We start from the raw sequence: 20,268 nt of genomic DNA, 5'->3' as shown, positions 1-20,268 counted from the left end.
AAGAGTTTGTCTGAAATTTCTCCTCAGCAAGTTACCTGCTTGTCCCTTTTAATGTTTAGTTTTGTGGAGAATTATTGGGTAAAGGCGTCTTAAAGGCAGATCACATGTTACCGCAGGGATAAGTTGATGACCTTATTGCGCTTAATTAAAAAATATTTATTAATGCTTTTGTATTTTAAAAACATTAATTCTATATTTGCAGTCCGAAAAAACAAGAAGCTAATTGGGCTTAGTCCTAACTATAAAATATTATAATAACAAAAAATGGCAAATCATAAATCTTCACTAAAGAGAATTAGAGCAAACGCAACTAAACGTTTACGTAATAGATACCAGGCAAAAACTACTCGTACGTTTATTAAAAGATTGCGTGCGTCAGAAGATAAAAAAACTGGTCTTGAATTACTTCCAAAAGTAATTTCAATGTTAGATCGTTTAGCTAAAAAGAGTGTTATTCACAAAAATAAAGCTGCAAACAATAAATCTAAGCTAACTAAGTTTGTTAATAATTTAAAATAAGTAGAGCTTAGCAAAATATTTAAACGTGATGTGCATTGCACATCACGTTTTTTTATGTCTTAGATTTTCTGTTCAATCTTAAGCCATGGAAAAATATGAACAGAAACTTGGCATTAAGTTCTGGGCGGAAGCAGACAGGCCCCGGGAGAAAATGATGATTAACGGTAGGCGACAGCTTACCGATGCTGAACTGGTTGCTATTTTAATAGGATCAGGCAATAAAGATGAATCAGCCGTAGAGCTGAGTAAAAGAATCCTTGCACATTTTAAGAATGACCTGGATAGCCTCGGCAAAGCTTCAATTAACGACCTTTCCAAATTTAAAGGGATAGGGGAGGCAAAAGCAATCTCAGTTGTCGCCGCACTAGAGCTGGGCAGAAGAAGGAAAGATGTAGTTACGGGAGAATTGCCTAAAGTAAGCTCCTCTAAAGATGCTTACCAAATACTTTTCCCTGTTTTCTCTGATCTAAATCATGAGGAGTTCTGGATACTGCTCTTAAACCGTGCAAATTTTGTACTGGGCAGGCACCTGATCAGCAAAGGCGGGATGGCCGGTACTGTGGCAGATCCAAAGATTATTTTTAAAGCAGCGCTGGATCAGAATGCCGCCAACATTATTCTGGCACACAATCATCCTTCAGGAAATTTAAAACCCAGTCAGGAAGATTTAAGCCTTACAAAGAGAATGGTAGAGTCGGGCAAAATGCTGGATCTTCATGTGTTAGATCATTTGATTTTAGCCAACAATAAATACCTTAGTTTTGGTGATGAAGGACTAATTTAAAGGTTTATTACGCTAGCTTTATTTTATATCTTTGCATTTTATTTTGAAGACACTACATGAAAATTTCTTATAACTGGTTAAAGCAATTCATTAAAACAGATAAAACACCTCAGGAACTCTCTTTAATACTTACTGATATAGGTTTAGAGGTAGAAAGCCTGGAAACTGTTCAGCCTGTTGTTGGTGGCTTAGCAGGATTGATAACCGGCGAAGTATTAACCTGTGTGCAACACCCAAATGCAGATCGATTAAGGGTAACTACTGTAAATGCAGGAACGGGAGCCGTATTGCAAATTGTTTGTGGTGCACCAAATGTTGCGGCAGGACAAAAAGTAATTGTTGCTACTGTTGGTACTACGGTTTTTCCAAATGAAGGGGAACCATTTAAGATCAGTAAATCTAAAATAAGAGGAGAAGAATCTGAAGGGATGATCTGTGCTGAGGATGAAATAGGTCTTGGAAATTCTCATGATGGCATATTGGTGCTTCCGGCAGAAACACCAATCGGCCTATCTGCAAAGGAACACTTTAAGCTGGAAGAAGATTATTTGTACGAGATCGGGTTAACGCCAAATAGAGCCGATGCAGCTTCACATCTTGGGGTTGCAAGGGATTTGGCAGCATACTTCCGCTCGGATATTCAAATGCCCGCCCTAACTCCATTTGTAGCTTCAGAAAAGAATGATGCGCTAACGGTAAATGTTGAGGATACAGCGGCATGCCCAAGATATAGCAGCGTGTCAATAACAGGGGTTTCAGTCAAGCCTTCGCCAGAGTGGCTTCAGGATAAATTGAAAGTAATTGGCATCAGACCAATTAATAATATTGTAGACATTACCAATTATGTATTGCATGATCTTGGTCAGCCTTTGCATGCTTTTGATGCAGATCAGATTAGTGGTGGAAAAATTCTGGTTAAGAAATGTGCAGAGGGAACTCCTTTTATCACACTTGATGATGTTGCCCGTAAACTATCGGCAGATGATCTGATGATTTGCGATGCAGAAAAGCCGCTATGTATAGCTGGTGTTTTTGGTGGTAAAGATTCTGGTGTAACGGAGACGACCACCAAGGTGTTTTTAGAAAGCGCCTACTTTAATGCGGTATCAGTTAGGAAAACAGCTAAACGTCATGGATTAAAGACAGATGCCTCTTTTAGATTTGAAAGGGGGACTGATCCTGAAATGACTGTTTTTGCCCTAAAACGTGCTGCCTTGCTGATACAGGAAGTTGCAGGCGGACAAATTGCTTCGGTTATTTCTGACATTTATCCGCAACCGATAAAGCCTTTTGATGTTACAGTAAGCTATAGTAATATCAATAAGTTAATTGGCGCTGAAATTCCTGATGCAGAAATTAAATACATCATATCTGCCTTAGGTATAGCCGTAGTTAGCGAAACTACTGATGGATTAGAATTGCAGGTGCCTAGTTTTAAGGTAGATGTTACGCGGGAGTGTGACATTACCGAAGAAGTGCTTAGGATATACGGCTACAACAATATTGCGATACCCAATAAAGTAAATGCATCGTTGTCTTATAGTCCTAAACCAAGCAGGGAGCAAACGCAACATGTGGTTGCAGATATGTTAACGGCGAATGGATTTTTAGAGATCTGGTGTAATTCACTGACAAAAGGATCCTATTCAAAAACGCCCGAAGAAGCAGTTCAAATCTTAAACCCCCTAAGCTCTGACCTTAATGTAATGCGCCAGGAGTTGCTGATGCCGGCACTTGAAAGTGTTGCCTATAATTTGAACAGAAAAATTACTGATATTAAGTTCTATGAGTTTGGTAAAACCTACCACCTCATAGCTGAGAAATATATAGAAAGACCAAGGTTGTTGTTGTTAATGTCTGGTGCCAGACAAACTGAACAATGGAACCAAAAGCCTGTTGCCATCAGCTTTTATCATTTAAAGGCTGCTGTTGATTCAGTTATGGGAAGACTGGGGATTAGCAATTACCAATCTGAAGAAATAAGCAATGCGCACTTCGCCTATGGTCTTAAATATTTTAGAGGCGATAAAACCATGGTAAGCTTTGGTGCAGTTACCGATGCAGATAAGAAGACAAGTGATATTGATAATGATGTCTATTATGCAGATTTCGACTGGGCGATGTTGCTTTATGTAGTGAAGAAGAATAAGATCATCAATAAAGAGATTGCTAAATATCCGGCAGTGAGGAGAGATTTATCTATGTTGGTTGATGCGAATGTAACTTTTGATGACCTGAAGACCATTGCTTTTAAAGCGGATAAGAAGTTAATAAAGAATATTCAGGTGTTTGACGTGTATGTTGGGGATAAACTTCCGGAAGGCAAAAAATCTTATGCGTTAAATTTAACCCTTCAGGATGAGGAACAAACGTTGACCGACAAGCAAATTGATGCGGTTATGCAAAAGATTATTTATAACTTAGCACAAACAGCTAAAGCTGAAATAAGAAAATAAATTTATAGCTTAGAGAATAAGTATTTAAAATAAAAATTAACGCATAAAATGTCTTCCGTTTCCGGTCAGTTAGATTCAATCCTCAGTAAAACAGCTCGTTTAATAGAGCTCTGTAATGCATTGCAGGAAGAAAATGACTTGTTGAAGCTTGAAAATGACGCTGTAAAAGTTGCCGTAAATGCAGCAAAGAACAAGACTCAGGATCTGGAAGAAAAGCTAAGGGTGTTAAAACTTGCTAAAAGTATTGACGGGACAAGTGAAAAGTCTCTTGATATAAAGCAAAAAATTAACGAATTTGTGCGTGAAATTGATAAGTGTGTTGTATTACTTAAGAAATAAGGAATACGGTAAAGTGAAACAAAGCTAAGAAATGGGAGAAATCTCGATAAAAATAACTATTTCAGACCGCATCTACCCGTTAAAGGTAAATACGGAAGAAGAAGAAATTGTAAGGCGAGCAGCCAAGATTATTAATGAACGCATAAAGGACTATCAGGAAAACTATGCGGTTAGAGATAAACAGGATTTGCTTTCAATGGCAGTACTGCATTATGCAACTGCTGTCCTTAGGGTTGAAAACAAGGTTCAGAACCAGGATACTGAGGTTTCAGATAAGGTAGAAGAATTGGATAGTTTATTAAGCGATTTTTTCTCCAAATAGGAGCGTTCTTTATATTAGTAACAAAATAAACAAAGATATAGCCGTAGCTAGTTTTTGAGTTTCACTATTTTTAAAACTTAACACTTCAATATTTATAGGATTGAGTGAGTGTATTTCATCTGTATTTATACACCTGAAAATGACTGAAATCCTAATTATAACTAGTTGAGGTTTTTAAAACGTGGGGCTTTTAAAGTTAGTTGCGGCTTTTTTTAATTGAATTTTTTTAAAATAGTGCATATTGCACGAATAGTTTTTACATAAAATAGAAATGGAAATAATAGGAATAATAGGTTCTTTACTGCTCGGTATAGCTATCGGAGTAGTAATCGGCAGATTCTTACTGCGCACCTTGCTAAAAAAGCAGGAGGTAGCAGTGCAGAATAAGGTTAAGAAAATACTTAAGGAGGCAGAAAGTAACGCCGAGATAATGAAGAAAGATCGGATGCTTGAAGCAAAAGAAAAGTTCCTTCAAATGAAATCTGATCATGAGCAAGAGGTAAATTCAAAAAATAACCTGATTAACCAGCGCGAGAACTCTTTGAAACAAAAGGAGCAATCACTCAGCTCAAAGTTAGAGAATGCAACCCGTAAAGATCAGGAACTGGACAATCAACGTAAAAACCTGGAAAAGCAGACAGAGATTGCTTTGAATAAACAGCAAGAGGTGGAACTGATCAAAAGTCAGCATGTGAAACAATTGGAAACTATTGCCGGCCTGAGTGCTGATGAAGCAAAAAACCAATTGATAGAAAACATGAAGCAGGAAGCGCGTACGCAGGCAATGATTCAGGTAAAAGATATTGTTGATGAAGCCAAGCTAACTGCAACCAAGGAGGCTAAAAAAGTAGTTATTCAAACCATTCAACGTACCGCTGTTGAAGCTGCGATTGAAAATACAGTTTCTATATTTCACATTGAAAGTGATGAGATTAAAGGTAGGGTAATTGGTAGGGAAGGCCGTAATATTCGTGCCCTTGAAGCAGCTACTGGTATTGAAATTATTGTTGATGATACCCCTGAGGCGATCATTCTATCTGGTTTTGATCCCGTAAGGAGAGAAATTGCACGTTTGGCTTTACACCGTTTGGTTACAGATGGCAGGATCCACCCGGCACGTATTGAAGAGGTAGTTGCTAAAACTAAAAAGCAGATTGAAGATGAGATCGTTGAGATCGGTGAGCGAACCGTAATTGATCTTGGAATCCATGGCTTACACCCGGAGTTGATTAGAATGGTTGGACGTATGCGGTACCGTTCATCGTACGGACAGAATCTGTTGCACCACTCTCGTGAGGTAGCTAATTTTTGTGCTACAATGGCTGCAGAGCTTGGTCTAAATGCTAAAATGGCTAAGCGTGCAGGTTTATTACATGATATAGGTAAGGTGCCTGATGATAATCCGGAATTGCCTCACGCAATTTTAGGTATGCAGCTGGCCGAAAAATATAAGGAGCATCCAGAAATCTGTAATGCCATTGGTGCCCACCATGATGAAATAGAGATGACTTCAATGATTTCTCCAATAATTCAGGCTTGCGATGCCATATCAGGCGCGCGTCCGGGTGCTAGACGTGAAGTAGTAGAAAGCTACATCAAACGTTTAAAAGAATTGGAAGAACTGGCAATGTCTTACCCTGGGGTAGAGAAAACATTTGCGATTCAGGCAGGTAGGGAGCTTAGGGTAATTGTTGAGAGTGAAAGAATCACTGATCAGCAGGCAGAGCTATTGGCAGCTGATATCTCTAATAGGATTCAAACTGAAATGACTTATCCTGGTCAGATCAAGGTTACAGTAATCAGGGAAACCAGATCAGTGGCATTTGCTAAATAGAATTTTAAAACTAATTGTAGAAAAAGTGACAGAGAACCTGTCGCTTTTTCTATTTAGGGTCAGAATTATTATATTGCAATAATGTAATAAACTCAGACGGGTAAGCGGGAAGACTTATTGGGTTAAGATAAGGTTTAGTATAGGAAAGGTTCGTATTAACTCCAGGTAAAGTCCAGATATAGCCCAGGGTAAGTCCAGGTATTTCAGCAATTAGCTGGAGTAGGCCTAGATTTTAACTGGTAAGTTAGTGGATTTACCATGAGCAAGTCTCAAATGAACACCTATCGTTAACAGAATACAAATTTATTTATATCACAGTAATAAATGGCAAAATTTTCAGGAAATTTTTGGAGAGGTGTAGCAGGCCCTGTTATTTTTAAAGAGCACCGTGGACAACAGATTGTTACGAGTGCCTCAACTTTGACGAAAGACCAAATGACAGTGGCTAGCCTTAAGTCGGCAAATACTTTTGGTGCGGCAAGTTCTTTGAATAGGTACATCAGATCGGCTTTTGATTTTAAATCAGATGGTGATGTGAGTGGCCGGTTAAATGGAGCAGTCAATAGCTGTTTAGATCGGATTAAGAACAAAAAGCTGGATATCTATGAATTTGAAACGGGGAGTTTTAATTCCTTAGCAGGATTTGAGTTTAACCTCATTACGCCTTTTAAGAAGCATTTTTTAGCACAGCCAAAGGTTACTGTCGCCGGTTTGAACCTGCAGGTGGAAATGCCTGAAATTAAAACGGATAAGGAAATTAAATTTCACCCTGATGCTCACCAAGCCAAACTGGCCATTTGTTTAGGGATGTTCGATATTATAAATGGACAATATGACGATGTTTTGGTTCAAAGTTTTGACACACCCATTAAAGGTGATATGGAGGTGATCCCAGCTGCGAGTTTTGATTTCGAGTTAAGTCCGGGTTGTTTATGTATAGTTGCCTTCTCCCTTATTTACATGGAAACTACTTTTGTAGGACAATCTTTTCTGAACAATAAGAATTTTAGTCCTTCGGCTATATTTACTGCGTTTATTGCGGAAGGGGAACCATTGAAAAAGGAGGAATGGCATGATATGAACATTCGGTTCATTACTGAAGTTCCGGCAGAAGAGACGGAACAATCGTAAAGCAGTAGTATATTTTCAATAAATAGATAACTTTGGGCGGATTACATTTAAACATAACCTGATATGGAAGCGATTGAGAAGAAGCAAGTAGATGTGCTTTTTGATAAGTATGCAGAGAGTCACAAAAATCATACTAATGAGACTATCCATTGGATATGCGTTCCACTGATCGTATTTAGTTTGCTAGGGTTGGTTTGGGCTACCCCTTTCCCGCATTTGGAGTTTTTAGGAAAGTACAATGGTTTTTTAAACTGGGCTTCATTTTTAATTGCATTTTCATTGTATTATTATTTTACACTATCTCCGGTGCTTTCTTTTTTAATGCTTTGGATTATTGGATTGATGAGCTATGGCATTGTACAATTGGAATATTGGCACAATGCAGGCGGACCTTCAGTGTGGTTAGTATGCCTAATAATTTTTGTTTTGGCATGGGCTGGGCAATTTATTGGTCATAAAATAGAAGGTAAGAAGCCATCATTTCTGGATGATGTTAAGTTCTTGTTAATTGGTCCGATCTGGTTATTGCACTTTGTATGCAAGCGGGTGGGTTTAAAATATTAGAACAGAAAAGTGTTAACGTTTAGTTAACACTGAGATAAACAAATGGTAATTTACACCTAACATATTCCTAACATTGTGGTAATAGCTTTGCTGAAAATTAAAATACAGCAAATTGAAATCACAATCGAATCTTAAGAAAGCCATAATTACGTTACTATTTGTAATTATCGGTGCGGTATCATTCGCACAAACAGGAAGAATTTCTGGTAAAGTATCTGATAAAAAGAGTGGCGAAACACTAATTGGTGTTACCGTTAGGGTTAAAGGCACAACTAAAGGAATTGCTACCGATGTAGATGGTAAATATTCATTACCAGGATTGTTAGCAGGAAAATATATCCTGGTATTCCAATATGTAGGTTATAACACCAAAGAAATTAGTGATGTTGAAGTAGCTGCTGGAAAAAGCACTGCTTTTGATATTGTTTTGGATGAAGCCGGTGGCGAAAATTTGAATGAAGTAGTTATCCAGGGAAGCTTTAAAAAGGAAAGTGTAAATGCGTTATATGCACAACAAAAGAATAGCGCAGTTATTTCTGATGGAGTTTCATCAGAATCAATCAAGCGTTCACCAGATAGAAATACTTCTGATGTTTTAAAGCGAGTTAGTGGTGCAACTGTTCAGGATAATAAATTTGTTGTTATCCGCGGACTAAGCGATCGTTATAACACGGCTTTGCTTGATGGTGCATCTCTTCCAAGTACAGAGCCTAATAGGAAGGCATTCTCTTTCGATATTGTTCCTTCAAATCTTGTCGATAATATAATTATTAGCAAAACGGCAACTCCAGATTTGCCGGGAGATTTTACTGGTGGAGCGATTCAAATCATTACTAAGGATATCCCTGAGCAGAATTTCATTTCGTTCGGAATTGGTGCTGGTTATAATACCGCATCAACATTCAAAGATTTTAAAAGTGGCGCAAGAAATGCGACAGATTATTTTGCATTTGACAATGGTGATAAAGCATTAGCTGCTAATTTTCCATCACGTAATAAAATTATAGGAGGAACATTAACTCCAGAGCAAGGTATTACTGCAATAAGAAGCCTATCTAGTGATTGGAATGTATATAACAATACTGCTTTGCCAACCCAGAATTATCAATTTACTTTAGGTAGGGTTAAAGATTTAAAGGATAACAAAAGGTTCGGCGCTTTATTTTCAGTAACCTATAGAAATGCGCAGAGTATTAATAATGATGTAATACGTGATTATGTGAACTATGATTATCATGATAATATTTACAAATTCTCTACTAATTTAGGCGCACTTGCCAATTTTGCCTATACCTACGGAAAAAGTAAAATTACTTTTAAAAATATCTACAATAGGACTTATGATGATCAATATTTGAATAGATATGGATATAATACAGATAGAAACCGTGATATTAAATTTTATGCATTCGATTTAATGCAGAAAGCATTAATTAAATCTACTATAGAAGGTACTCATCCATTAGGAGTGAATAATTCAAAAATCAACTGGTCGTTGAGTTATGCTAATGTATTAAATGATCAGCCAGATCAGAAGAAGATCAGTTATCAAAGAGATCCAACAAACAAAGGGAATGCTGACTATGTATACGTTGCTCAAACAGATAATATAAATAAGGAAAATTCAAGGTTGTTTTCTAAATTAAATGAAGATGATTTTAGCGGGGGGTTAAATTATACACTACCAGTAAAGATGTTTAAACAGACTTCAACATTTAAAGCTGGTTTGAATTCAATTTATCGCACCCGTACATTTGACGCAAGGTTTATTGGTTTACAGGCAAATCAGTCTGCGCCAAATGCAAATGAAATAAACAAGAGACCATTAAGCAGTTTGTATGCAAAAGATGCCATCAATAGCGGAGCTTATTTTTTAAATGACATATCCTTAGATGCAGATAGTTATAAAGCACATTCATTAACTAATGCAGGTTATTTAATGTTGGATAATAAGCTCGGCGAGAAATCCAGACTGGTATGGGGAGTAAGGGTTGAACAATTTAATGTAGTGTTAGATGCTAAAGTGCCAACTCCACAAACTTCTGTTAATGATAATTATGTTGACGTTTTGCCTTCAGCAAACTACACCTATAGCTTAACACCTAAAATTAACTTAAGGGCTTCTTACTATCGCACTTTGGCAAGACCAGAGTTTAGGGAATTGTCTTCAGCTTCGATCTATGATTATGAATTGTTGGCTTTACAACAAGGAAGTCCGAATTTAAAGGAAGCTAAAATAGACAATGCAGATATTCGTTTTGAATTTTATCCACAGGCTGGTCAGATCATTTCAGTATCAGGATTCTATAAGAAATTCCATAATGCCATTGAATCGTTTAATAGTGATGGGGGTTCTTCCAGAATAATTACCTTTATCAATTCTGATAAAGTTGATGTATATGGAGTGGAATTGGAATTCCGTAAAACTTTAGATTTTATTTCAGAAACTGAATTCTTAAAGAAAACTACATTCTATACCAATCTATCGTTAATTAAATCAAATGTTGAAACGAAAAACACAGGTATTAATCTGATAGATACCAAGAGGCCAATGGTGGGACAAGCTCCGTATATCATTAACGCAGGTTTACAACATAGCTTCCTGAATGATAAATTAAGTTTCAATGCACTCTATAATACAGTTGGTAGAAGACTAAATGTAGCGGGAGGCGCTTTATTCCCTGCTATTTGGGAAGCACCTAGAAATGTTGTGGATTTGCAACTGGCGGTAAAAGTGATCAAAAACAAGGGCGAGTTAAAGTTTAATGCCGGTGATATTTTAAACAACCGCATTACTCAGTACTACGACAACGATAAAGACAAAAAATATGACAGATCAAAAGGTGATGCAACAATAAGTAGCTACAAACCTGGTAGTAATTACTCGTTGTCATTCTCTTATAATTTCTAATGTTAATTTACCTTCCTAAATTTCGGTTAATTCTTAATAATAAATTAATGGTGTGTTAATCTACGAATTACATCAAGATAACACCTTTGTAGAAAGTAAAAACAAAAAAAACAAAATGAAAAAACAAATATTATTTGGCGCAATGAGCGTATTAGTTTTCCTGGCGAGTTGTTCAAAGAAAACTGTTGATGAAGAGATTAATCCACCTGTACCTTCCAATACGGTTGAGATTACTGGAGATGTAGCTGCAAACGCAACATGGAGTGCAGATAAGATTTATTTATTAAAAGGTAACATTTTTGTAACTGCAAATGCTACATTAACTATTCAGGCTGGAACAATTATTAAAGGTGATAAGGCAACTAAAGGAGCCTTAATTATTACCAGAGGTGCAAAGATTAATGCAGTTGGTACTGCTGATAAACCAATTGTATTTACTTCAAGTATCGCAGCTGGTGCCCGTAAAGAAGGTGACTGGGGTGGTGTAATTTTATTGGGTAAAGCACAAAACAACATTGGTACTTCAGTGCCAATTGAAGGTATTTCTGATGCAACTGATAAAGGAAAACATGGTGGTACTGATAACGCAGATAACTCTGGTATTATGAAATATGTGCGTATTGAATATGCTGGTATCGCTTTGAGTCCTGATAACGAAATCAACGGGTTAACTTTTGGTTCTGTAGGTTCTGGTACTACAATCGATTATATTGAAGTGTATCGTTCTGGTGATGATGCTTTTGAATGGTTTGGTGGTTCTGTTAACTGTACTCACCTAATAACAGTTGATACTTGGGATGATGATTTTGATACAGATAATGGTTTCTCTGGTAAAGTTCAATTTGGTTTGGCTCAACGTTTAGCTGTAACTGCTGACGTTTCTGGATCAAATGGTTTTGAGTCTGATAATGATGGTGCAGGTAGTAACAATACTCCTCAGACATCTGCTGTGTTTTCAAACATGACTATTTTAGGTCCAGTAGGTTCTAATGGTAGCAGTATCAATGCTAACTTTCAACATGGAGCACAAATACGCCGTAACTCAGCAATCAGTATATTTAATTCTGTGATTGTTGGTTATACAGAAGGTATTTATATTGATGACGAAAAACCTGCTGGCGGAACAGCAAATGTTTCTGCAAACTTGGTGGCTGGCAGATCAGTTTTTGCTAACAACTTAGTGTACAATAGTAATGGTAAAGGCAATCAAATCAAAGCATCTAATGCAACAGCTTTGGGTATAGTTACTCCATTATTAACGGCTACTGCTGCGGCAAATATATTTGATCCAGCAATCTTAGCCGGTGCTGTATTTGCTGATCCATATAAATATTCAGCAGATTTAGTTGCTAGTACAAGAGTTGGTACACCTAACTTTACATTGGCTGCAGCTTCGCCAGCAGCTACTGGTGCAGCATTTACAAATGCTAAACTTGCATCTGGCTTCACAAGTGTTGCTTACAAAGGTGCTTTTGGTACTGATAACTGGGCTTCTGGATGGGCTAGCTTTGATCCACAATCGTTGCCATACACAACTCCAGGTGCAGTAAAATAGTAGTCTATATATTTGTTTAACCTCTGAAGCCCTGGTCTATGACCAGGGCTTTTTTTATAAAAGTTAACATAACATTAATACACTTCCTGTAGCAGATTTTCAGGTTATCCCGTTTTAGCAAGAAAGAAAAGATATGAAAAGAGTTGTTACTAGTTTGTTATTCGTTATTACAGTGTTAATAGGGTTCTTATCCTGTAGTAAAGACGAAGGTTACGTTGAAAATCCTAATGAGAAAGGTTTGACGGATTGTCCGCAGGGCGGAAATTGTACTTACTCTTATTCTAATAATTCAGTTTTTGATGATGCTACGTTTTCGATTAAGAAGGGCGGCTACCGATTATTCTGGAGTGAGGTTAAGACTCCGGGTGTTACAGCCATTGTTTATTTGTCCGCCCCGGCTAAAGGCAGTACTTTCAATTTAGGTGAGCAGGAAATCGCAGAAGGAAGGTTAAAGTTGTTTACCGTCTGTCCTGCTTGTTTTTCTATACCTATACAAGTAGCAAGCGGCACCAGCAAGGGAGTACAACTTAATACTTATGATGCCAATGGCAACAGAAAATGGCTGGTTGAAACTACGCTATACATCAAATCAACTGAGCCTATGGTACCGTATGCTGATACGCTTCACATCAAGCAGTATTATTATTTGAATCAAAAGTAGGCTAAGGCTTTTTTGGATCGTAGCTATATACAACCTGATAAGATGCAAGTTGTAGTTTGGCCGACATTTGGCCGATGCCTAGATCTTCCTTTTGTGGTGTAGGTTCGCAAAGTGAGTAAGACTTACCTTCGTATATGATGGGCTTGCCTATGGGCTTGTTAAATTGCACAGCCATGGTAATGTGGGTAGGGTACAACATGGCTATCATTGGCAGGTTGTATATTTCCTTTACCAAATAGAAGAAAAGTGCTACACGGTCGTCACAATCGCTATATTTTGAGAACAAAGTTTCCTCTGGTGAAAGACGTTTCTCTTTGCCAAAGTTTTCTTCATCGTTTTCGTAAAGAAAGCTATAGCGCGTGAACTTCATCAGGTAATCTACACCTTTCTTTTCCCCCATTCCTAAAACATTCTTTTTTAATAAGGGTATCAGCGAGCTATAGGTTTGCCTGGTTAACGGGATGTTAAAATAGGATTCAAAATCAACACCCGGATAATTTGTAAAGATGGCATCAACCTTGGGGTTAACCTTAACATTAAAGTGATAAACCCTGTGTTTGTAGCTAAATTCTATTTTCTTGTCTTCATAGTCCGTCGGTTTAAAATCGGGCATACGGGTAACTTTATAAGAGAAGGCCTGGATAGACTCAGGAATACCTATCATATCAGTTGGAGGAACATCATTGAGGTTTGCATGGTTGTAGTCATGGTAATTCAAACACATGTATTTCTTGCCTTTAAACATTAGAAATGGGATGTCTGAGATGTCTTCGTTATTGTATACGTAAAAAATAATCCTGTTTGCAGCGATAGTTAACCGGGCATCGTAACCTGATTTAACCATTAAGAACCACTTGTAAAAAGTGTAGAGCGCATAATTTTCTTTTTTAGCAGCAATGCTTTCTGCGGTCTTTCTAATCAGTTGATAGTACAGCCAGTCGTTAAGCTGATGCTTGTGTTTATACGCGCTTAGTGAGTCTATTATTGGTTTATAGTTTTCGTGGTCTAGCTGTTTATAGCTGGAATTGATAAACTCTTCTGTTATGGTAGTGGGCGCAGCTATGATGGTGGTTGAATCAGCATAGACGTTAAAGGTGTCGTTGTACATCTCAAAATTTACCGCACGCCCGTTGTGCTGCGCACTTGCTGTTATGGTTAGGGCAGATAATGTAATTAGAGAAACAAAAAACCTAAGCGAGCTGTGCATAGCCTATGTGTTTATATAATGGTTACATTAAATATATGATTAATTAACATACTGATAACATTAAGTTTGAGGGTTGCTTATTCCATTTGGTAATAAATACTTAACAGCAGCTTAATATGCCAAATCTACTTTTGTGACATAGGTACTTGGTTGGTATTTATACTTTCGGTTTAGTTGATAAGAAAAGCCTTGGTGGATGTCAGGGCTTTTTGTTTTTTCTAATGTTAACTAGGGAATATATTCTTAACATAATAATAATATTAAACGAATGTTAATTTAATATAGCTTTGAAATTATGAATAAAAAGAAGCAAAAACTAAAAAAGGCGATCAAGAAATCAACCATATCTGCTATTGAAGATCAGTTAATCAAGGCTTTAATCTCTATAACTACAGAGTTAGGCCAGCATGATAAGAAATTAAATAAAGAGATCAAAAAGAGATCTGGGCAATTGGCAAAAAAACTCTCCAAGAAAATTAAACTCGCAAATCCTGCTGTTGAAGTTAAAATTGAAGAAATCAGTCCAGTAACAGCTTAAAGATTTTTACCGATTTTCTCCAGCATCTCTGGCGGAATATCTTGAGTATCTACCAATAAGAAGCCATCCAGGCAATCTGAAAATTTTGGATCTATGTTAAAACAAATGATCTTAGCATTCAGATTCATATACTGCCTTAGTAAGACAGGTATTTTTATATGCGTATTTTCTATATCTGATATTAAACTGTCAAGATCTTTTAAAGACTCACTGCTTTCGATGAGGAGATCCTTATCGATTGCAGATAGATCTGCTTTAAATTTGTTTTTAGGCTTTACGTAGTGAGCAAGTTCATAATCAAAGTGGTTTTTGGTAATGTAATTCACTATAAGCGATTTGGAGAACTTAGAAAAGTTATTACTTATACTTACAGGGCCAAACATGTACCTGTATTGCGGGTTGTCCAAAAGATATTTTAGAATTCCCTTCCAAAGCAGGAATAAAGGAAGTGGTTTTAACTGGTACTCTTTCCGTATCCATGATCTTCCCAGCTCAATTCCTTTTCTTAGGATAGGGTAAAAAGGCTCTTTCATTTTAAAGAGTTCTGATAAATAGAAACCGCGCCTACCCATAGTATTGAGGATTTCGTCTCCTTTTCCAATGCGGTACGCTCCAACAATATTCTGAAGTTCTTTATCCCAAATGAACAAATGATTGTAATAAATATCGTAGTTGTCTAGGTCTATCTTTTTATTGGTTCCTTCTCCTACTTCCCTAAAGGTGATTTCGCGCAAGCGTCCTATTTCTCTTAAAATGTTGGGGATATTTGCTGTGGGTGTAATGTACACCTCATAGTTTTTCTCTACCCAAACCCTAAAGCTTTCCAGTTGAGTTACCTCTTCAACAATCTTAGTGCGTTCGGTTTCCTCTATAATTGCTTCCGGCTTTTTCTTTATTTTAAAAAGATTAATGGGATTAAACAGTTTCTTTTCTTCATCTAAGCCTGTGCCTAATGCATATGTTCTTGCTCTAAGGAAATCCAGTAGTTTATTGGTGTTGTTCCTGTAAGAGATATCTTCAATATTTATTGGCTTGCCAATTCTCACCTTTATCTTTAAACCTTGTTTGTTTAAAAACTCTGATGGCAACTTAGCGGTTCTTAATGTAGGGTGAATAAAACTTAGAATATTGAAAAGCACACCGTTATTGCCATGGAAATATATTGGCACAACAGGTACTTTGGCTCTCGCAATTAGTTTACCTACAACCGGATGCCACAACCTGTCTGTGATTTCCTGCTTGTCCAGACTAAAGGTAGAAACCTCTCCAGCTGGGAAAATACCTATTGGAGTACCACTTTGTAGCAGATCAAATGTAGCTTTTAAACCACTGATGCTGGAAGAATGTTGCACATTTTCAAATGGATTTACAGCCACAAAGAACTCACTTAGGTTGGGTATTTTTTTAAGTATAAAGTTAACCATCACTTTAGCTTCAGGTCTTACAGTACAGAGCAGTTTTACCAGTGCTAGCCCTTCTATGCCACCATAAGGATGGTTGGCTATGGCAATAAATCCACCTGTTTTTGGTATGTTCTTAAGGTCATCTTCATCAAAATCTATACTTACACCAATGGTTTCCAGTATCTTATCAACAAATTCAAGCCCATTAAAATGTACATTTTGGGAGAACACTTTGTTAATATCATTCAGTTTCATCATCTCCATGAGTAATGCGGCAAGGCCCGGTACGCCTAGCTTGTCTATTTTAGTAGCCTTTGCAAACTCTTGGGTAGTTATGATCTTCATGTATGGTTAGTTATTGACTAATGGTACAATTTCAAAAATAAGATTTATATTTTTAAATAACAGTAGTACATTAGCCACTCAATGAGAAAATGGCTAAATAACTACTTTGACTTTACTAAAAGTGAGTTTAATGGGCTTCTGGCCTTGATTGTTGCTATAGTGTTAATAACCTTTGCACCAAGCGCTTATTCTTTTTTTGCTACTGAAGACCATAATGATGATGATCAATTTGTAATAAAAAGGTTGATTTTGAGTGAAAATTCTGAATCAAACAAAGTGGTAAGGTTGAAGAATAGTGCTGCCGGGCAAACCAATATTAAATTTTATAAGCACGATAAGCTTTTCCTGTTCGATCCAAATACCATTGGTATTACTGAATGGATCTCATTGGGGCTGTCTCCAAAACAGGCAGCAGGAGTACTAAAATATACGAGCAAAGGTGGTAGGTTTAAAATGCCAGCTGACATAAGGAAAATGTATACGATTAGTCCAGCAATGGCCGATAAGCTTTTGCCTTTTGTATCTATCAAACAAGCCGATTTGCCTGATGCAAATATAGATCAAGCACAGCATAAAACTTTTGATAATAAGAACATAGCGATTGTAAAGCCGGTGCGTAGGATAATAGAATTAAATTTTGCGGACAGTGCCGATTTGGATGAGATTAAAGGCGTGGGACCAGCATTTGCGACTAGAATCTTGAAATATCGGGAGCGGATAGGTGGCTTTTATAGAAAGGAACAGTTGCTGGAAGTTTTCGGTCTGGATTCTGCAAAATATTTAGAGATCAAAGATCAGGTTCACGTGGATGAGTCTGCAATAAGAAAAATAAATGTAAATACTGCTCAAATGGAGGACTTTAAAAATAATCCATACATAAGGTACAAGCAGGTTAATGCAATTTTACAATATAGGAAGCAGCATGGAAATTTTAACAATACAGCAGATTTGTTAAAAATTGCTATTCTTACACCCGAAGTGGTTTCTCATATATCACCCTATTTAACCTTTTAACTATAATGATTTCTACTAAAATAAAAAATGTTGTAAGAGATGTAAATGACTTCCCTAAACCTGGAATTGTATTTAAGGATATTACACCAATTCTAAAAGACCCTCAATTGTGTGCTGCTATTGTTAAAGCGCTCGGTTTGCAGGTTAAAGATCTTCAGATTGATTTGGTTGCGGGCATTGAAAGTCGTGGTTTTTTATTCGGTCCGCAGTTGGCGCAACTATTAAACGTTCCTTTTGTTCCAATTAGAAAAGAGGGGAAATTGCCATATAAGACGATTAAGCAATCTTATGATCTTGAGTACGGTAGTGCTGTGATTGAGTGTCATGAAGATGCGCTTATTAGCGGTCAGCGGGTACTTATCCACGATGATCTGCTAGCCACTGGTGGAACTGTGGTAGCGGCTACAAAGCTTATTCAGCAGCTGGGAGGAGCAGTTTCAGGTTATTCATTTATCATCTCTCTGGATTTCCTGAATGGCAAAAGCAGGTTGGTACCATATTCAGATCAGGTATTTGCGCTGGCTAATTATTAGCTAAATACCGGATTGATATAAACACAATGCCAAGAGCGCCACAGCAGCTAGCTTTAGAATAAATATTGAAAAATGGGCGGTAATTGTTTTAGTTTGTTTTGTATACATGACGGTATGATCAATAATTTTTAATATCTTGTTTGCAAATCTAGCATGCAGTACCGTTCGAATCAACTGAGAAAATACGCAGCTTTTATATTTATAGGTTCTTACTTTTAAGTGATGTCAAAAAAGAATTTTGGTGATTATACCAGAAATTTTATAACAGCTGTTCCAGCTGATCGAGATAGTGAACAATGGGGTTATTTTAATCAAACTATACCAAAGTTTCCAGAGGAAGCCATCTATGTTTATTCTTTTAAAGAAAACAGGATGATTTTTGCAAGCGGATGGGAAGAAGTTGTTGGCTATCCTGATGACGAAATAAATATGCTGGCGATAGTAAACATGTCTGCGCCAGAATATGCACCATTTTCTCACGATCTTAATGATAAGGCACTTCAGTTTATACACAACAAAACGAAAGACCTGGATAAATATAGTTTCACTATAGAGCTGAAAAAAATCCATAAGAATGGAAGTTTGGTTCCTATAATTGCCCGGGTGGGTGTTTTTAGTTCTGAGAACGAAAGGATAGAATCTATAATTGGTCGTTTTCAGATAAACAGAAGCCTTATTTTTGGTAAGATAATGCGTTATGCAGCTTATGGTCCTGAAAAGGAGAAGTTTGAAGAGGAGCTAAACAAAGTATTATTTAGTCATTTGGCCATCTCCAATAAAGAAAAAGAGGCGCTTTCTCTTGTAGCTAAGGGGTATTCATTCAAGGAAATAGCCCATGAATTTAAGGTTTCGCATTCTGCTATTGAAAAGAGAATAATTCCATTATATAAAAGGTTTGATGTGAAAAGTTTAACCCATTTGGTGAGCTTTGCATACGACAATTATATTTTACCTTAATTTACGTCTAGGTCTATAACTTTTATGTTTTTCTGATCTACTCCGATATTTGTTAAGAGCAACTTCCATTTTTCTTCTAGCATATTGGTAGGATCGTCGCTCCCCATTACCCATATAATATTTTTGTTTCTGATGTGCTTAATGTTGTGTGGCCCGTTATCTACATTGTTTAGAATTTCGTAGAATAAATTTGTGGTTATGATGTCGCTTTTAACTGGTCTGCCGGGATTGATGTCGTCAATGACTAATAGTCCGCAACTTCTCCATGACCATAAATACCTGTCGTACTTCTGGTCTTGCGGATCGTAGAACATACTTAACAATTTAACTGCCGTGACGTAACTGCAACAGTTGTTTTTTATGGAGGCCTCAGTTGCGATTGCGACTGCGAGTGTAGTTTTTCCACTTCCTTTGGACCCAAAAACCAGTATGTGCTTCCCTTCGTTCTTGTTTTTGATGAAATCTAAAATGTAACCTTTGTTGAGTTCCTGTATGTTTTGGCTCCATTGACTTAACCTCAATTGAAAAGGATATTCGGCGTTTTGAATAAACATTTTAGTCGTGTACCAATAGTAGGCAGGATAGGATAACAGTACCAACAATACCAATAACAGTATGAGCATTACAGGCTGATAGTTACATAGCAAACTTGCCGCAACTGCCCCCATACCAAAATATAGCAGATCTGTAACTGTATCAAAAGCAACATTGAACCATGCAGGCTGAAAGGTGTATTGTCCGTTTCCAAGAGCTTTTCGTTTGGACGTTTTGTTGAATAATAAGGGCTTAAGAAAGTTATAGGTTTCAAATAAAACCCAGAAACTCCATACTCCAAATGCGGCCCAGTATTCGGCATTGCTTACTGGTAAAGTAATCCTTAGATAAGAGAAAAATTTGATTACAGCTTGGTTAGTTGATATGAGTAAGTGATGAATTGCTATTGCCGGTATAAACCCCAGAGAAAAGTGACCAAACTGATTGGCTAGCCAGGAGTAGGTAAGGGTTACGCCGCGGTAAGAATCTTTTCCAATTAAATCTTTGTTTAACTGTTCACGAATGTGGTGCCAGGTTATTGGTCGCATAAAGATAATATTATGTGGTGTTTGGAACTTTAAAACTAAAAAAATAAAAATACTTTTTGTGCTTTTTAATTTATCTCAAATACGGAAAGATAGAATATAGACTAAATACCATT

Annotated in this window: 18 protein-coding genes; 15 read left to right on the top strand and 3 right to left on the bottom strand. The window is 37.0% G+C overall.

What is annotated here, in order from left to right:
• Positions 1-264 precede the first annotated feature (264 nt).
• The 11 genes from rpsT to ACVWYN_RS12470 all read left to right on the top strand — a co-directional run bounded on the left by rpsT (position 265) and on the right by ACVWYN_RS12470 (position 13,076).
• Positions 265-519: a 30S ribosomal protein S20 gene (gene rpsT, locus ACVWYN_RS12520; RefSeq protein WP_457289203.1), complete on the top strand. Its 255-nt coding sequence runs from the start codon at positions 265-267 to the stop codon at positions 517-519.
• Positions 520-604: 85 nt separating this feature from the next.
• Positions 605-1,303, top strand: coding sequence for a RadC family protein (radC, locus tag ACVWYN_RS12515; RefSeq protein ID WP_457289202.1), 699 nt, complete (start codon positions 605-607; stop codon positions 1,301-1,303).
• A 56-nt stretch (positions 1,304-1,359) separates the two neighbouring features.
• Complete coding sequence (gene pheT / locus ACVWYN_RS12510) at positions 1,360-3,759, top strand: phenylalanine--tRNA ligase subunit beta (protein WP_457289201.1); 2,400 nt, start codon at positions 1,360-1,362, stop codon at positions 3,757-3,759.
• A 48-nt stretch (positions 3,760-3,807) separates the two neighbouring features.
• The gene (locus tag ACVWYN_RS12505) at positions 3,808-4,098 is read left to right on the top strand and encodes a hypothetical protein (RefSeq protein WP_457289200.1); all 291 of its coding nucleotides are present in this window, start codon (positions 3,808-3,810) and stop codon (positions 4,096-4,098) included.
• 31 nt (positions 4,099-4,129) lie between these two features.
• Positions 4,130-4,420 carry a cell division protein ZapA gene (locus ACVWYN_RS12500; protein WP_457289199.1) on the top strand — a complete coding sequence of 97 codons (291 nt, stop codon included), beginning with the start codon at positions 4,130-4,132 and terminating at the stop codon, positions 4,418-4,420.
• A gap of 271 nt (positions 4,421-4,691) precedes the next feature.
• Positions 4,692-6,254 carry a ribonuclease Y gene (gene rny / locus ACVWYN_RS12495; protein WP_457289198.1) on the top strand — a complete coding sequence of 521 codons (1,563 nt, stop codon included), beginning with the start codon at positions 4,692-4,694 and terminating at the stop codon, positions 6,252-6,254.
• A gap of 324 nt (positions 6,255-6,578) precedes the next feature.
• The gene (locus ACVWYN_RS12490) at positions 6,579-7,385 is read left to right on the top strand and encodes a hypothetical protein (RefSeq protein ID WP_457289197.1); all 807 of its coding nucleotides are present in this window, start codon (positions 6,579-6,581) and stop codon (positions 7,383-7,385) included.
• 63 nt (positions 7,386-7,448) lie between these two features.
• On the top strand, positions 7,449-7,949 hold the full coding sequence (locus ACVWYN_RS12485; RefSeq protein ID WP_457289196.1) for an Mpo1 family 2-hydroxy fatty acid dioxygenase: 501 nt from the start codon (positions 7,449-7,451) through the stop codon (positions 7,947-7,949).
• A gap of 112 nt (positions 7,950-8,061) precedes the next feature.
• Entirely contained in the window at positions 8,062-10,860 is a 2,799-nt protein-coding gene (locus ACVWYN_RS12480) for a TonB-dependent receptor domain-containing protein (RefSeq protein ID WP_457289195.1), read from the top strand.
• A 115-nt stretch (positions 10,861-10,975) separates the two neighbouring features.
• Positions 10,976-12,415, top strand: a complete 1,440-nt coding sequence (locus tag ACVWYN_RS12475; RefSeq protein WP_457289194.1) for a hypothetical protein — start codon at positions 10,976-10,978, stop codon at positions 12,413-12,415.
• A 133-nt stretch (positions 12,416-12,548) separates the two neighbouring features.
• Entirely contained in the window at positions 12,549-13,076 is a 528-nt protein-coding gene (locus ACVWYN_RS12470; protein ID WP_457289193.1) for a hypothetical protein, read from the top strand.
• A gap of 1 nt (position 13,077) precedes the next feature.
• On the opposite strand, the gene ACVWYN_RS12465 is transcribed toward ACVWYN_RS12470, so the two are convergent.
• On the bottom strand, positions 13,078-14,283 hold the full coding sequence (locus ACVWYN_RS12465) for a hypothetical protein (RefSeq protein WP_457289192.1): 1,206 nt from the start codon (positions 14,281-14,283) through the stop codon (positions 13,078-13,080).
• A gap of 295 nt (positions 14,284-14,578) precedes the next feature.
• Here ACVWYN_RS12465 and ACVWYN_RS12460 point away from each other — a divergent pair, with 295 nt between their 5' ends.
• Positions 14,579-14,821 (top strand): hypothetical protein, encoded by a 243-nt coding sequence (locus tag ACVWYN_RS12460; RefSeq protein WP_457289191.1) that lies wholly within the window; start codon positions 14,579-14,581, stop codon positions 14,819-14,821.
• On the opposite strand, the gene ACVWYN_RS12455 is transcribed toward ACVWYN_RS12460, so the two are convergent.
• The gene (locus ACVWYN_RS12455) at positions 14,818-16,569 is read right to left on the bottom strand and encodes a lysophospholipid acyltransferase family protein (protein WP_457289190.1); all 1,752 of its coding nucleotides are present in this window, start codon (positions 16,567-16,569) and stop codon (positions 14,818-14,820) included. The two genes, ACVWYN_RS12460 and ACVWYN_RS12455, sit on opposite strands and share 4 nt — an antisense overlap.
• Positions 16,570-16,650: 81 nt before the next feature.
• On the opposite strand from ACVWYN_RS12455, the gene ACVWYN_RS12450 reads away from it, so the two are divergent.
• The 3 genes from ACVWYN_RS12450 to ACVWYN_RS12440 all read left to right on the top strand — a co-directional run bounded on the left by ACVWYN_RS12450 (position 16,651) and on the right by ACVWYN_RS12440 (position 19,073).
• A complete protein-coding gene (locus tag ACVWYN_RS12450; protein WP_457289189.1) occupies positions 16,651-17,583 on the top strand; it encodes a helix-hairpin-helix domain-containing protein in 933 nt (310 codons plus the stop codon).
• A gap of 5 nt (positions 17,584-17,588) precedes the next feature.
• The gene (locus tag ACVWYN_RS12445) at positions 17,589-18,116 is read left to right on the top strand and encodes an adenine phosphoribosyltransferase (protein WP_457289188.1); all 528 of its coding nucleotides are present in this window, start codon (positions 17,589-17,591) and stop codon (positions 18,114-18,116) included.
• Positions 18,117-18,338: 222 nt separating this feature from the next.
• Positions 18,339-19,073, top strand: a complete 735-nt coding sequence (locus ACVWYN_RS12440) for a LuxR C-terminal-related transcriptional regulator (protein WP_457289187.1) — start codon at positions 18,339-18,341, stop codon at positions 19,071-19,073.
• Here the strand turns inward: ACVWYN_RS12440 and ACVWYN_RS12435 are convergent.
• On the bottom strand, positions 19,070-20,155 hold the full coding sequence (locus ACVWYN_RS12435; RefSeq protein ID WP_457289186.1) for an ATP-binding protein: 1,086 nt from the start codon (positions 20,153-20,155) through the stop codon (positions 19,070-19,072). The genes ACVWYN_RS12440 and ACVWYN_RS12435 overlap by 4 nt on opposite strands.
• Positions 20,156-20,268 lie beyond the last annotated feature (113 nt).

It is taken from the genome of Pedobacter sp. UYP24, assembly GCF_054057295.1.
The sequence above is the reverse complement of the archived record's forward strand: the minus strand, read 5'-3'. Positions and strand labels throughout refer to the sequence as shown.

Coding starts and splice junctions, on each gene's coding strand:
- rpsT (WP_457289203.1), top strand. CDS start 265: ATGGCAAATCATAAATCTTCACTAAAGAGAATTAGAGCAAACGCAACT.
- radC (WP_457289202.1), top strand. CDS start 605: ATGGAAAAATATGAACAGAAACTTGGCATTAAGTTCTGGGCGGAAGCA.
- pheT (WP_457289201.1), top strand. CDS start 1,360: ATGAAAATTTCTTATAACTGGTTAAAGCAATTCATTAAAACAGATAAA.
- ACVWYN_RS12505 (WP_457289200.1), top strand. CDS start 3,808: ATGTCTTCCGTTTCCGGTCAGTTAGATTCAATCCTCAGTAAAACAGCT.
- ACVWYN_RS12500 (WP_457289199.1), top strand. CDS start 4,130: ATGGGAGAAATCTCGATAAAAATAACTATTTCAGACCGCATCTACCCG.
- rny (WP_457289198.1), top strand. CDS start 4,692: ATGGAAATAATAGGAATAATAGGTTCTTTACTGCTCGGTATAGCTATC.
- ACVWYN_RS12490 (WP_457289197.1), top strand. CDS start 6,579: ATGGCAAAATTTTCAGGAAATTTTTGGAGAGGTGTAGCAGGCCCTGTT.
- ACVWYN_RS12485 (WP_457289196.1), top strand. CDS start 7,449: ATGGAAGCGATTGAGAAGAAGCAAGTAGATGTGCTTTTTGATAAGTAT.
- ACVWYN_RS12475 (WP_457289194.1), top strand. CDS start 10,976: ATGAAAAAACAAATATTATTTGGCGCAATGAGCGTATTAGTTTTCCTG.
- ACVWYN_RS12470 (WP_457289193.1), top strand. CDS start 12,549: ATGAAAAGAGTTGTTACTAGTTTGTTATTCGTTATTACAGTGTTAATA.
- ACVWYN_RS12465 (WP_457289192.1), bottom strand. CDS start 14,283: ATGCACAGCTCGCTTAGGTTTTTTGTTTCTCTAATTACATTATCTGCC.
- ACVWYN_RS12460 (WP_457289191.1), top strand. CDS start 14,579: ATGAATAAAAAGAAGCAAAAACTAAAAAAGGCGATCAAGAAATCAACC.
- ACVWYN_RS12455 (WP_457289190.1), bottom strand. CDS start 16,569: ATGAAGATCATAACTACCCAAGAGTTTGCAAAGGCTACTAAAATAGAC.
- ACVWYN_RS12450 (WP_457289189.1), top strand. CDS start 16,651: ATGAGAAAATGGCTAAATAACTACTTTGACTTTACTAAAAGTGAGTTT.
- ACVWYN_RS12445 (WP_457289188.1), top strand. CDS start 17,589: ATGATTTCTACTAAAATAAAAAATGTTGTAAGAGATGTAAATGACTTC.
- ACVWYN_RS12440 (WP_457289187.1), top strand. CDS start 18,339: ATGTCAAAAAAGAATTTTGGTGATTATACCAGAAATTTTATAACAGCT.
- ACVWYN_RS12435 (WP_457289186.1), bottom strand. CDS start 20,155: ATGCGACCAATAACCTGGCACCACATTCGTGAACAGTTAAACAAAGAT.